Below are 13638 nucleotides of genomic sequence, written 5' to 3' on the forward strand. Positions count from 1 at the left end.
ATTTAGAGTTAAATTACCGATAACCTATTAAACACAAACCAAATCATTAAAATTGAAACTTTCATGAAGAAAACGATTGCCATAGCTGTGCTTTTCTATCTTATCCTTTTTGCCGCTAAAAGTCAGGCTCAGGTACAGGATCGATACTTCCGTACGATTTCGGTCGATAAAGGCTTGTCGCAAAGTTCCGTTTTTGCTATTGAACAGGATACTCTGGGTTTTATCTGGATAGGAACTCAGGACGGACTAAATCGTTATGACAGTAAAGGCTTTAAAGTTTATCGTCCCGTAAGGAATGTCAAAAACAGTTTGCAATCGTACTACATCCGAAGCTTATTTACCGATCATAAAGGGCAATTATGGGTGGGCGGTAATCAGGGAATTAGTGTTTACAATTACAGTACCGACAGCTTTACCAATTACAAGCTTCCGCGAACTATTGGCGAATGGTACATCTCCTCAATCACAGAAGACCCTGCACATAGAATTTGGGCAACCTCGATTACCGGAGAAGTTTTTGTTCTGAACCCTGAAGAACAGAATTTTTCATCCATCCGATTTAATGCTTCGTCACACGAAATCAAAAAAATTGCCTACATCGGCGTTTGGCAAAAACAAATAATTCTGGGAACAGATGTTGGTCTCTTTAAACTAAATCCCAACTCACATCAGCTTATAAAAATTAATTTAGGCCTAAAAAAGCCGTATATCAATGCGGTTTATATCGATAATAAAAAGCTGTGGGTGGCAACCGAAGGAGAAGGTCTAATTTGCTACAATGACGAAAATGGTCAGACCTCTTCTCTGCTCCACACTGCCGGAACCAAGAGTATTGCAGATAACAACATCAGATGTATTGGAAAAGATACCGAAGGAAATATCTGGCTCGGCACTTTTAAAGGACTCACCATTTTTAATCCTAAAACCAACTCTTTCAGTAATTATTACCATCAGATCGCACAGCCTTACACCATCAGTCAAAACTCAGTTCGCTGTTTCTTTAGAGACAAACAAAACGGAATCTGGCTGGGAACGTATTACGGAGGCATAAATTACTATCATAAAAACGATATTAAATTCAATTTGTTAAGCCAAAACTCAGGAAAACCTTCTTTGAATGATGAGGTCATTGGTGCAATCAAACAAGATTCAAAAGGTAATTTCTGGATTGGAAGCAATGACAAAGGCGTGAATTACTGGAACAAAAATGCCAATACCATCAACTATTTTTCGAACAGTGAGAACAACCCAAACAGTTTAAGTTCGAACAATATCAAGGCCATTGAATTTGACGATAAGGGGAATGTATTAATTGGTACCCACAATGGCGGATTAAATGTACTCAACCCGAATACCGGTTTTGTACAGCGTTTTCGCCATGACGAAAACAATCCCAACTCGATCGCAGGAGATTTGGTTTATAGCTTATTAAAAGACTCCAAAGGCCGTATCTGGGTAGGTACACGATCAGGGTTGGACCAGTTTCATCCGGAAACCAAATCGTTTACACACCTCCATTTAGACAAAGCCGGAAAACGTCTGGCGTCAGATGATATTACTTTTCTTTTTGAAGACAGCAAACACCGAATCTGGATTGGAACTACCAACGGTGTGACTCTTTTTTATCCGGACACTAATCTGTTTGCCACTATCGGTCGAGGCAAATTAAGCGATGATATTATAAATTGCATAACCGAAGATTCAAAACACCGGATCTGGATGGGTACCCGTGAAGGATTACGGTTGTACGATGAAACTCAGGAGTCCTTCAAAAATAGTAAAGCCCGAAAAGATTTTGTTAAAGAAAACATTTACGGCATCCTTCCGGACGACGAAGGAAATTTATGGATTTCGACCAACAGCGGCTTAATCAAATTTAATCCCGACAAAGGTTCTGTACAGACTTTTGACGAAAGTGATGGTCTGCAGAACAAACAATTTAACGATTATGCCTTTTGCAAAGCCAAAGACGGTATGCTGCTTTTTGGTGGAATCAAAGGACTTTCCTATTTCTATCCTACGATTGTAAAACAGCAGCCCCTTCCTTTAAAATTAAGTTTTACCGCTTTAGAAGTACTAAACAAAACGGTTGCCGCCGGAGATGATACCGACATACTCGAAGGACATATTGACCAAACCGGCGAATTAGAAATTGGACCTGAATACAAACAGTTCAGCATCTTCTTTAATACGTTTAATTATATTTCTTCCAATCGAACTTATTACTACTACAAACTGGAAGGAATCGACAAAGACTGGCAGCGAACAGATGAGCTTAAAGTAAGTTACAGCAATTTATCTGCAGGAAACTACAACTTCCAGATCAAAGCCATTGGACCAAACGGAGAAATGAGTGCTGTTCGAAACTTAAAAGTTGTTATACTTCCGCCCTGGTATAAAACCATCTGGTTTTCATTGTTATTGCTCGCCATCATTGGTACGGCAGCCTATATAGGTTTTAAAATTATAAAAGAAAGAATAAAAGCCGTTCAGCAATTAAAATTGGAACGCATCGATAAAGAACGCGTAAACTACATCAATCAGGTTAAAATGGATTTCTTTACCAATGTTTCTCATGAACTAAGAACTCCTTTAACCCTGATCTTAGCGCCTCTGGAAGAACTTTTAAAAATGCCTTTTGCTGATAAAATTTCCAAAAAGAAACATGAGCTTATGTTTATCAATGCCAAAAGACTGTATAATTTGGTCGATCAGCTTTTTGAGTTTCGGAAAACCGAAATGGGTACACGACAATTAAAAGTCGGCAAAGGTGATATTGTAAGCTTTACGCAAGAGATTTTTGAATCTTTTAAACCGCTTTCAGAGAAAAACAGCATTCACTATACCTATCATTCTGAAGAGCCGCAATTGTCATTTTATTTTGACAAAGATGCTATGGAAAAAATCCTCTTCAATCTTTTGTCTAATGCTTTTAAATATACTAAAACCGGGCAAAGTATTTCGGTCACACTAGTACAGAAAAAGGATACGGTACAAATAAAAGTCACGGACACAGGGGTCGGAATTAGTGCGGAAGATTTATCGAAGGTTTTCGACCGTTTTTATCAGGTAAATAATCGCGAAATGAATTTGGGTTCCGGTGTTGGTCTGGCCTTTACCAAACGTCTGGTCGAATTGCATCACGGTGAAATTACCGCCGAAAGTAAAATGCAGGAAGGAAGCAGTTTTACTGTTACCATTCCTATTTCGGATGCGATTTACCAAAACGATCAGCATGTGGAAGAATCTGCTTATGACCTCGCAATCCTGTCCGATAACGATCTTGAAAATGAAGATACCTTACTGCCGGAAGAAAATGAAATCATCGAAAAAAATCAACCAATTAAGCTTCTGATCGTCGACGACAACAAAGAGATTTTAGATTATCTACAGGACTATTTCAGTAAAATATACGAGGTCACCGTAGCTCATAATGGACAAATGGCATTGGAACTTCTCGAAATCCAGCCTTATGACCTGATCATCAGCGACGTGATGATGCCCGAACTGGATGGTTTACACTTTTGCAAACGCGTCAAACAAAACATTAATACTTCGCACATTCCGTTGATGTTATTAACGGCAAGAACCGAAACCAGCCAGCAGATAAAAGGACTCGAAATGGGTGCCGATGATTATATTACCAAACCATTTTCGACACCGTTACTCGCCGCAAAAATTACCAATCTGTTGCGCTCCCGTAAAAGACTGAAAGAATATTATGCAGTTGGAAAAGAAATGGTCCCTGAAAATATTGCTTTTAATACGCTGGATGAGGAGTTTCTAAAACAAGCTATTCGTATTGTTGAAGATCATTTGGCCAATTCTGAATTTTCAGTGGATCAGTTTAGCAGAGAAATTGGGATGAGCCGATCAAATCTGTATTTAAAACTAAAAGCCATTACCGGAGAATCGGCTATGGATTTTATCAAACGAATCCGATTTAAAAAAGCGGTCGAATTGATGCAGAGCAAACGTTATACGATTGCACAAATCACCTATATGTGCGGCTTTAACTCTCCTTCTTATTTTTCAACAGCCTTTAAACAGCATTATGGCTGTATGCCAAGTGAGTACTTAGCAAAAATCGACGATACAAAAGAATAATTCAAACTACACAAACTACTATAAATGCAAAAAGAAAAAACAATACCTTAAAAACCCTGATGTTATTACATTAGAAATCCTTTAAGCCACCCCGAATTTCAATTTTAGAAATCAGAATCTCGTTCAGATGAAACTTTCATTTTAGAACGGGAAGGCCAGAACTATGTCTTAACGGAACTGTTTTATTGAAAAAAACCAATCCCAAATCAACGTTTAAAAATTAAAATACTCTTTATGAAAATAATGAAACTCCTCTTACTACTGATTCTCGTTTCACCGATTACGATAACGGCACAAACCAAAGCAACGGTAATCCTGAACAACACATCAGTTTTAGACCGTAAAGAAACAATTGTAACTATCCCTTGGAAAACAGTCCTTTCCTCCTATCCACAAATAGATACGGCAAATTTTATAGTACTAAACAACAGCACCAAAAAACAAATTCCGTATCAACTGGAACATCATGGCAATCACACCATTCAAAATCTATTAGTACAGGTTGATCTAAAAGCTAAATCATCACTACATCTCACGATTCAAAAAGGAAAGCCGGCACCTTTTGCTGTCAAAACCTATGCACGTTATGTACCGGAACGTCTGGACGATTTTGCCTGGGAAAATGATAAAATTGCCTTTCGTGCTTATGGAAAGGCTCTCGAAAAAACAGAAGGTGATGCGTACGGTTATGATGTTTGGGCAAAACGAACCGATAAACTCGTCTTAAACGATCGCTACAAACGCAACGATTATCATATCGATCATGGCGACGGATTGGATTATTATCATGTTGGACACACTTTAGGTGCAGGAAATATGGCTCCGTACGTAAAAGATACCATCCGATATTCGGGCAATTACCACCAATGGAAAATTTTAGACAATGGACCTCTCCGCACCACTTTTCAACTGACATATGACCTCTGGAATGCCGGTGGAATACCCGTTAAAGCCACTAAAATTATTTCTATAGATGCCGGTTCACAGCTCAATCGAATAGAGAACACGTATACATTCGAGGATAAAAATCCTTTATCGGTTGTAGTTGGAATTATCAAACGAGAGAAAGCCGGAGTTCTTTCTTTAAACGAACAACAAGGTATTATGGGGTATTGGGAACCCACTTTTGATAAAGAAGGTACTACCGGAGTAGCATCAATCTTAACAACACCCGCAAAGGCCATGTGGGTAACCAAAGAACAATTACTCACCCAAACTACCGTCAAAAGCAACGAACCTCTTGTCTACTATACTGGCGCAGCCTGGGACAAGGCCGGAAAAATTACTTCGGCCAGACAATGGTTCAATTACCTCGATCATTTTAATGAAGAGCTTAAAAATCCTTTAACAATCAGTGTAAAATAGTAGTAAAACAACTTTACCTACATTTTTTAACGCATAGAAACAGGATTTACGTGACGTATCAAAAACGTTTCACCCGGAATAAAAGACAAAAAACGATGAGATAGAAATGGGGTTCTCTTTAGTTTCCTTTTAGTTTCAAAAAATCGATGTTTCTATGTGGTTAAATAAACGAACAAGACGATAACAAATTAAAATTACTAATCACCAAAAACAAACAAAAAATGTCAATTAACTTATTTGATTTAACGGGAAAAACAGCACTCATTACAGGAGGCGTTCATGGTTTAGGAATGGCAATGGCCAAAGGACTGGGACATGCAGGAGCAAAAATTGTAGTAAACGATCATTCCTCACAAGAAGCTGTTGATCATGCAATTACTGAATACAAATCAGAAGGAATTGAGGCTTTCGGATACCTGTTTGATGTAACAGACGAAGCTGCTGTAATTGCAGCCATCAGTAAAATTGAGGCCGAAGTGGGACCAATCGATATTTTAATCAACAATGCCGGAATTATCAAAAGAACCCCAATTATAGAAATGGAAGTTGCCGATTTTGAAGCGGTAGTGAAAGTAGATCTGACCGGTCCTTTTATTGTATCTAAAAATGTAGCAAAAGGAATGATTGCCCGTGGAGGAGGAAAAATCATCAACATGTGTTCAATGATGAGCGAACTGGGAAGAGACTCTGTAAGCGCTTACGCTTCTGCAAAAGGCGGACTTAAAATGCTGACCAAAAATATGGCCACCGAATGGGCTAAATTTAATATTCAGACCAACGGAATTGGACCGGGCTATTTCGCCACTAGCCAGACAGCGCCCATTAGAGTAAACGGGCATCCATTTAATGAATTTATTATGGGCAGGACTCCTGCAGGTCGTTGGGGAGATCCGGACGATTTACAGGGAGCCGCCATCTTTTTGAGCTCAAAAGCAAGTGATTTTGTAAACGGTCATATCGTGTATGTTGACGGTGGAATATTGGCAACAATAGGAAAACCTTCAAACGAAGACTAATACTTTCCTTTTGGATACTATCTTAAAAGGTCAAAACTAAACTAAAATGATAAAAAGTAACATTGATAAAGCAACGGGTTTCGAAAAACGATTTGAAAACATCGATACGGTTGTTTTCGAAAATTCAACCGAAGCTTCAAAAGCAGTCGCTCAGCAAATTGCGGCACTTATTCAATCCAAACAAAAAAACAACGAATCTTGTGTACTAGGCTTGGCAACCGGCTCTTCTCCAAAAGGATTGTATACCGAACTGGTTCGTTTGCACAAAGAAGAAGGCTTAAGTTTTAAAAACGTAATTACTTTCAACCTCGACGAATACTATCCGATGGAACCGGATTCCGTTAACAGCTATGTTCGATTTATGAAAGAACTGTTATTGGATCAGATAGACATCTTACCTGAAAACTACCACATTCCCGACGGAAAACTATCCAAGGAAGAAATTGCTGATTACTGTCACGAGTATGAAGCTAAAATCGAAGCTTTGGGCGGAATCGATCTGCAAATTCTTGGAATCGGCGGAAACGGTCATATTGGATTTAACGAATCAGGATCGCTACAAAACTCCAAAACGCGTTTAGTAGCTTTGGATCACATTACCAGAGTAGCAGCCAGCGGAGACTTTTCCGGTCTAAGCAACACGCCAAGAACCGCTATTACACTTGGAGTTAAAAAAATAATGGAGGCCAAACAGGTCATTTTAATGGCCTGGGGAGAAGGAAAATCCAATATCATAAAAAAATCGGTTGAAGGAGAAGTAACCAATCAAATTCCCGCTTCGTTTTTACAGGAACACAACCATGTTGTTTTTGTACTGGACAAAGAAGCTTCGTCAAAACTAACGCGTATCAACAGACCCTGGCTGGTTGAAAAAATCATCTGGACCGATAAACTGATTCGAAAAGCGGTTTTAGGACTGGCACTCGATTTAAAGAAACCGATTTTGATGCTTACCGATGCCGACTATATTGAAAATGGGATGAGCGATTTACTGGCCGATTCAGGTCCGGCATACGACATTAACATCAGGATTTTCAACAAACTTCAAAATACAATCACGGGTTGGCCCGGGGGTAAACCGAATGCTGACGATACAAATCGCCCGGAAAGAGCAGAACCAGTCCGAAAAAAAGTATTGCTTTTTAGTCCGCATCCTGACGATGATATTATCAGTATGGGTGGAACTTTTATGCGTTTACAGGAACAGGGGCACGAGGTACATGTGGCCTATCAAACTTCCGGAAATATTGCCGTTGCCGACGATGAAGCCCTGAGATTTGCCAAATTTGTCTGTGATTACAATGACAAATTTAAAATACAAAGTATCGAAGCTGAAACCATCTGCAAACAAGCGGAACACTTTTTAAAAAACAAAAAAGCCAGTGAGATTGATATTCCGGAAGTTCGCTATTTAAAAGGATTGATCCGAAAAGGAGAAGCACGTGCCACCAGTCAATTTGTAGGTTTACCGGAAGAACAGATTCATTTTATGGAACTTCCTTTTTACGAAACCGGAGCGATTGAAAAAAAGCCTTTGGGCAGTGAGGATATCCAACTGACCATGGATTTAATCGAAAAAATCAAACCACATCAAATCTATGCAGCAGGAGATCTGGCCGATCCGCACGGAACGCATAAAGTATGTCTGGACGCGATCTTTGAAGCTGTAAAAACACTAAAGCCAAAACCTTTTATGAACGATTGCTGGGTGTGGCTCTACCGAGGTGCATGGCAGGAATGGGGAATCGATGAGGTCGAAATGGCCGTACCCATGAGTCCCGATCAGGTATTGGCAAAACGCCACGGAATTTTCAAACATCAGTCGCAAAAAGACGGTGTTGTTTTTCAGGGCACCGATGCCAGAGAATTTTGGCAAAGAGCCGAAGACCGAAACAGTGAAACAGCTCAATTGTACAATCAATTAGGTTTGTCACGTTACGCCGCAATGGAAGCTTTTGTACGCTGGGAATTTTAACTTACTAATTCAAATCATATCTTTATTTTGTTCAAAAATGGATCGATTATAAAATCGTCGATTTAAAAAGAAGCCTTCTCAGATTATTTTGAGAAGGTTTTTTGATTTTTCAGAAATACGGATCCTTTTATTAGGTCCCATTCCTACGGAATTCAATTGTTTTGCTATTGATTTATTTTTGGATGGATTAAAATCCATCCCTACAAAATTGACAGAGCCAAAGGCTATCGTCGTAAAAATTCCGGAGGAACGACCAATATTGTAACAACGGATTTTAATCCGTTGAATAAAATGACATCACAGCATTCGAATTCCGTAGGAATGGCACATATTAAAAATAAATGGTAACTTTTCAGTCAATTTCGAGTCAAACCTATTTAAAAACCGATGACAACAGACATTATAGAATTAAATGATTTTATTGTTTTAATCGAACAATCGAATACCTCTAAGACTTTCATACAGCAATGTGAAATCGACGGAGATGCTGTTGGCTTTGCCTTTTATGGTTCCGGAAATGTTGAACTGGAAATCAAACACAACAATCAGACTAAATATCTGACCAATACAACCGGACTCGCCATTTGTTTTTTTGGCAATCAAAAGGTCGAGTTCTCACATAAAATAGAACCTGATAAACCTCTACAGTCCATTAGCATCTTCACTAAACCAAAACATTTACATTCCCTGCCTCAGGCCGAGAAAGAAATTTTTGAAAATTACCTTCCTGAATTATTAAATCCGCAGGAACATTTTGTGCAAGGGCCTTCCTTTTATATGACTTTGGAAATGCAGGTAGCGGTTCAAAAGATTTTCAATACCACCTACACCGGCAATACGAGATTACTGTTTTTAAGAAGTCAGGTCAACGAACTTTTGGCTCACTTCTATGCGTTGCTCGCAACAGGTACCAAAATTGATCTTTCAGAAATTGATAAAAACAAACTTTTCAAAGCAAAAGAAATTGTAACCAACAGCTATTCAAAACCGCCATCGATCACACAATTATCGCAAATGGTAGGCTTGAACAGTAACAAACTAAAAAAGAATTTTAAAGAACTTTTTGGCATTCCTGTTTTTAAATTCGTTCAGGAAGAAAGACTGCACAAGGCTTACGAATTATTACGTGACAACGAAAAAACAGTTCAGGAATCAGCCTGGGAGGTGGGTTACGACAGTCTGAGTTCGTTTTCGAATGCCTTTCATAAAAAATTTGGTATGCGTCCGAATGAAGTTCGGCAGCAATTCTTTTCAAACAAATCATAATTCTTTTGCGACAAATGAATCCGTTTTAATCTAAACACCTTTGTATCAGTAATCCTTTAAAAAATACTGATATGAAAAATACAAACATTTTAGTTCTGGGTTCCAATGGAAAAACAGGACGCAGAGTAGCCGAAAGATTAGCAAAAATAGATGGCATTCAAACTCGTTTGGGTTCCCGAAATGAAAAACTACCTTTCGATTGGGAAAAACCGGAAACCTGGGCAGCTGTCCTTCAGGGCATCGATACGGTTTATATTACTTTTCAACCAGACTTAGCCATTCCTTCAGCGACAGAAACTATTCAGAATTTTACTGGTCTTGCCACAAAATTAGGTGTACAGAAAATGGTTTTACTTTCGGGAAGAGGCGAAAAAGAAGCACAGCTTTGCGAGGAAATCGTTAAATCGGCTGCCAAAAACTGGACCATTATTCGTGCCAGCTGGTTCAATCAGAACTTTAGCGAAAGTTTCTTTTTAGATCCGATATTAGCCGGAATAGTGGCCTTACCAAGGGCTGAAGCACTGGAACCTTTTACCGATGCCGATGATATTGCCGATGTGGTTACTGCCGCTCTTTTAGAAGACAAACACAACGGACAAACTTATGAATTAACCGGTCCAAGGTTATTGACTTTCCAACAAGCCGTAAATGAAATTGCCAAAGCCAGTGGTCGAAATATTACCTTTCAGGGACTATCGTTAGAAGAATACAATCAGCTTTTGCAGGAATATCAGGTTCCGGAAGATCATATTTGGCTCATCAACTATCTTTTTGAACAGGTTTTAGACGGTAGAAATTCCAGTATTACCTCAGATATAGAAAACATTTTGGGCAGAAAAGCAAAGGATTTTTCCGCCTACGCGAAAGAGACTGCCAAAACCGAAATCTGGAATTCCTAAAACTAATACCGATTGTATGTTCAATATAGTCCAATTGCATTGTACTATTTTCATATTACATCGGCATTATATCGGAAAACATTGGACTAAAATATAAATAAAATTGATATAAGATCATGAAACATCTCAGAGGAATACTTTCCGGTTGTATCGTTTGGTTGTGCGTCAGTATTTCCTTTTATCTTTTAGGGAATACTCCCCTTCTGAAAGATTATTTTCTAATACAAGCCGCAATCGTTATGGTACTTATCGTTTTTTATGCCATCGTTGGCGCAAAATTCTATTATCAGAAAAAATACAACATCAACGGTTTTACACTTGGAGTATTAATGTCGGGAACAGCATTGTTTTTGGACGTTTTGATAACCGTTCCTTTTGTTGAAATTCCCGAAGGACGAAGTTATGAGAGCTTTTTCACCAGTCCAATTTTATGGACACTGGCTTTTATAAACGCATTTTCGGTTTACTGGTATTGGCACAGAAAAATAAAAACCTCCTAATCAACAATTTTCATAAAAAGATAAAAAAAGAAAGCTTGTCGTTAACAGACAAGCTTTCTTATCATTTGAAATCTAAAAATTAAACTTCTGCCATTTCCGGAATCGGAGTAGAAGCAACTGTATCTTTTGATTTCACCAGTTTATTGACTCTCCAAATCAAAAATATTGTCGAAAGTGTAATTACCGCAATTACATATCCTAAAATATCATAGTTTTCGAGAGGTGATGTCTTTGTTTTCTGATGTACAATAAACCCGGCACAAACCGCGGCAATTCCACCTGCAATTTGCTGCAAAGAAGACGAGATCGACATATAAGCACCACGATCTTCCAATCCGGGAATAGCTGTATTTAATGTTGTGGCAGGGATCATTCGACTCATAATACCCATAAACATAATCATAGTAAGCACTACGATTTGCCAAAGAGGCACCGGACCAAGATTGGTGTAAATGATAATCATAATAACCGAAAGTACAGATCCGGCCGCAAACAGTTTGAACTTACTGACTTTATCACTCAACTTACCCACCAAAGGCATGATGAAAAGTACCGAAAGTCCGGTAAAGAAAAAGACCATTGGCAATTCGAGCTGACTGATATGAATATTGTTGACTAAAAAGGCACTTCCAAACGGCTGTAGCATAAAACCTCCAACCGAAAGAAAAGCAATAGACATAAAACCAACTTGGTATTGCTTGTTACTCAGGGTATGCCACAGATGTAAAAAAGGACTTTTGTCTGACTGCACTTCTAAATGTTTGGTGATCGGTTTCATCTGAGTGATAATGGCAATAAGAATCAATACGGCCAGAACTGCAATCATAATAAAAGCCGAATGCCATCCCCAGTGATTGGCAAAATACAAGCCTACCGGAATTCCTAAAATCTGACTGGAAGCAAATGCCATTTGAATAAATCCCATCACACGTCCGCGTTGGTGAATCACAAACAAATCCGTTACAATTGCCAGGGAAACAGATCCTATTACCCCTCCGAAAAGTCCGGTTACAATCCTTGCCAATAACAGCATTACATAACTGGTTGAAAGTGCGCAGAAAACGGTACCAATAATAAATCCGATATAAAAGAAAATTAAAAGTTTCTTTCGGTCAAACTTATCTGCAAAACCTGCAGCGAGTAATCCTGAAGCTCCCGCACTAAAGGCGTAGGCAGAAACGGTAAAACCAAAATTTGCCGGTGTCATGTTCAGGGTTTTCATTAAAATATCTCCTAAGGGAGAAATAACCATAAAATCGAGTATCACGGTGAACTGCAAAAGCGCTAATATCGCAATAATGATTTTTTGATGTGTCGAGAAAGCCGGGCTTTCTGTAGTGTTTTTTTTCATTCTTTATAAAATGTATTAGTTTAGTCTAACTCTTGACATTCATGGCCAAAGGATGTGACCATATCAATAATAGTTTCAGGATGTAATGTTTCTGAAACAACTCTGAGAACGCAATCAACATCTTCGCAGTCAATGCTCCATTGCTGAATGTCTGAATGAGTGTCAAGTTTTTGACGGATGGGACAATTAGGGTCTTTGTCGCCAATGTTTGTTTTAAAAATATGTATTGTACTTAAATTTGTTTCCATAATTTTTCATGGTTTTAGTCCTTTTACAGTGGCCTGAAAGGCTTCTTTCATAATTTCCTTAGTAAGTGTAAAGGGTTTTCCTCCCATACTCTTACCTTCAGTATGTAAGTTCAATAAAGTGTACAAAGGCCCATAGGCAACACTCCAAAAAGCCTCAAATGTCATAGGAATCAACTCGTTATTGCGCAAGCCGTTTTCTATAAACGTTTTCATAATCCTTCTAAAATCTGCAAACTCCTGAATAGAATCCAGAATGATCTCTGAATGAGGGGAATGTTTGACAATTTCAAAAAATGCAACTTCCTTGGGATATTTCATGGTAAAGTTGGCGCGGTTTTCCCACTGTTTCCATAAACCTTCCTCAAATGACATTTCGGGCGAAAAGTTCTTCACGGTGCTGGTAAAAAACTTCAGCGCGATAATGGCACCTATTTTTTGAATCAAATCATCTTTGTCTTTGTAATAGATGTAGAGCGTGCCAACAGAAATAGAACAGGCCTTCGCCAACTTGTTCATACTAAAACCCTGAAATCCTTCCTGAACAATCTGGTCAATTGCCATTTCGATTACTAATTTTTCCTTGTCGACATCTCTTGCTCTCATACTGATTATTTTAGCACAAATATAGCATAATAAATGAATGAACATTCTTTTATTTAAAATTATTTTTGTGAGCTGAAAAAATAATAACCTCAGAAACAAAATCATACGGATTTCTGCAGGACAAAACAATAGCATTATACCTCCCCGAAGCTTTAGTCTCTTCAAGTTTACCAGTTCTACCCTACGGCACTATTGGAATTTATTATAAAAAATGGAGAAAGTTCAATTTATCAAATGTACTTTGTCCGTTTTAGCTTAAATTGGTTGACCAATAGGCCCCAGTACATTTACATCTGCAAACACAGAGG

General features: G+C 38.5%; 10 protein-coding genes. 7 read left to right on the forward strand and 3 right to left on the reverse strand.

Annotated elements, in window-relative coordinates:
• Positions 1 to 63 precede the first annotated feature (63 nt).
• The 7 genes from OLM58_RS01465 to OLM58_RS01495 all read left to right on the forward strand — a co-directional run bounded on the left by OLM58_RS01465 (position 64) and on the right by OLM58_RS01495 (position 11128).
• The gene (locus OLM58_RS01465) at positions 64 to 4107 is read left to right on the forward strand and encodes a two-component regulator propeller domain-containing protein (protein ID WP_264530918.1); all 4044 of its coding nucleotides are present in this window, start codon (positions 64 to 66) and stop codon (positions 4105 to 4107) included.
• Positions 4108 to 4341: 234 nt separating this feature from the next.
• The gene (locus tag OLM58_RS01470; protein WP_264530919.1) at positions 4342 to 5472 is read left to right on the forward strand and encodes a DUF4861 domain-containing protein; all 1131 of its coding nucleotides are present in this window, start codon (positions 4342 to 4344) and stop codon (positions 5470 to 5472) included.
• Between the two features lie 221 nt (positions 5473 to 5693).
• Complete coding sequence (locus OLM58_RS01475; protein ID WP_264530920.1) at positions 5694 to 6488, forward strand: gluconate 5-dehydrogenase; 795 nt, start codon at positions 5694 to 5696, stop codon at positions 6486 to 6488.
• Between the two features lie 46 nt (positions 6489 to 6534).
• Positions 6535 to 8463: a glucosamine-6-phosphate deaminase gene (gene nagB, locus OLM58_RS01480; protein WP_264530921.1), complete on the forward strand. Its 1929-nt coding sequence runs from the start codon at positions 6535 to 6537 to the stop codon at positions 8461 to 8463.
• A gap of 387 nt (positions 8464 to 8850) precedes the next feature.
• A complete protein-coding gene (locus OLM58_RS01485) occupies positions 8851 to 9729 on the forward strand; it encodes a helix-turn-helix domain-containing protein (protein WP_070907362.1) in 879 nt (292 codons plus the stop codon).
• Between the two features lie 71 nt (positions 9730 to 9800).
• Positions 9801 to 10628 (forward strand): NmrA family transcriptional regulator, encoded by an 828-nt coding sequence (locus OLM58_RS01490; RefSeq protein WP_264530922.1) that lies wholly within the window; start codon positions 9801 to 9803, stop codon positions 10626 to 10628.
• Between the two features lie 116 nt (positions 10629 to 10744).
• A complete protein-coding gene (locus tag OLM58_RS01495) occupies positions 10745 to 11128 on the forward strand; it encodes a DUF5367 domain-containing protein (protein ID WP_264530923.1) in 384 nt (127 codons plus the stop codon).
• 79 nt (positions 11129 to 11207) lie between these two features.
• Here the strand turns inward: OLM58_RS01495 and OLM58_RS01500 are convergent, their stop codons facing one another.
• Genes OLM58_RS01500 through OLM58_RS01510 form a run of 3 tightly spaced genes read right to left on the reverse strand, consistent with a single transcriptional unit; the run spans position 11208 to position 13330 of the window.
• A complete protein-coding gene (locus OLM58_RS01500; protein ID WP_264530924.1) occupies positions 11208 to 12479 on the reverse strand; it encodes an MFS transporter in 1272 nt (423 codons plus the stop codon).
• A 20-nt stretch (positions 12480 to 12499) separates the two neighbouring features.
• Positions 12500 to 12727 (reverse strand): hypothetical protein, encoded by a 228-nt coding sequence (locus OLM58_RS01505; protein WP_070907366.1) that lies wholly within the window; start codon positions 12725 to 12727, stop codon positions 12500 to 12502.
• A gap of 6 nt (positions 12728 to 12733) precedes the next feature.
• Complete coding sequence (locus OLM58_RS01510; protein WP_017495331.1) at positions 12734 to 13330, reverse strand: TetR/AcrR family transcriptional regulator; 597 nt, start codon at positions 13328 to 13330, stop codon at positions 12734 to 12736.
• Positions 13331 to 13638 lie beyond the last annotated feature (308 nt).

The sequence above is a fragment of the Flavobacterium sp. N502540 genome (genome assembly GCF_025947365.1).
Classification (GTDB): domain Bacteria; phylum Bacteroidota; class Bacteroidia; order Flavobacteriales; family Flavobacteriaceae; genus Flavobacterium.

Coding starts and splice junctions, on each gene's coding strand:
- OLM58_RS01465 (WP_264530918.1), top strand. CDS start 64: ATGAAGAAAACGATTGCCATAGCTGTGCTTTTCTATCTTATCCTTTTT.
- OLM58_RS01470 (WP_264530919.1), top strand. CDS start 4,342: ATGAAAATAATGAAACTCCTCTTACTACTGATTCTCGTTTCACCGATT.
- OLM58_RS01475 (WP_264530920.1), top strand. CDS start 5,694: ATGTCAATTAACTTATTTGATTTAACGGGAAAAACAGCACTCATTACA.
- nagB (WP_264530921.1), top strand. CDS start 6,535: ATGATAAAAAGTAACATTGATAAAGCAACGGGTTTCGAAAAACGATTT.
- OLM58_RS01485 (WP_070907362.1), top strand. CDS start 8,851: ATGACAACAGACATTATAGAATTAAATGATTTTATTGTTTTAATCGAA.
- OLM58_RS01490 (WP_264530922.1), top strand. CDS start 9,801: ATGAAAAATACAAACATTTTAGTTCTGGGTTCCAATGGAAAAACAGGA.
- OLM58_RS01495 (WP_264530923.1), top strand. CDS start 10,745: ATGAAACATCTCAGAGGAATACTTTCCGGTTGTATCGTTTGGTTGTGC.
- OLM58_RS01500 (WP_264530924.1), bottom strand. CDS start 12,479: ATGAAAAAAAACACTACAGAAAGCCCGGCTTTCTCGACACATCAAAAA.
- OLM58_RS01505 (WP_070907366.1), bottom strand. CDS start 12,727: ATGGAAACAAATTTAAGTACAATACATATTTTTAAAACAAACATTGGC.
- OLM58_RS01510 (WP_017495331.1), bottom strand. CDS start 13,330: ATGAGAGCAAGAGATGTCGACAAGGAAAAATTAGTAATCGAAATGGCA.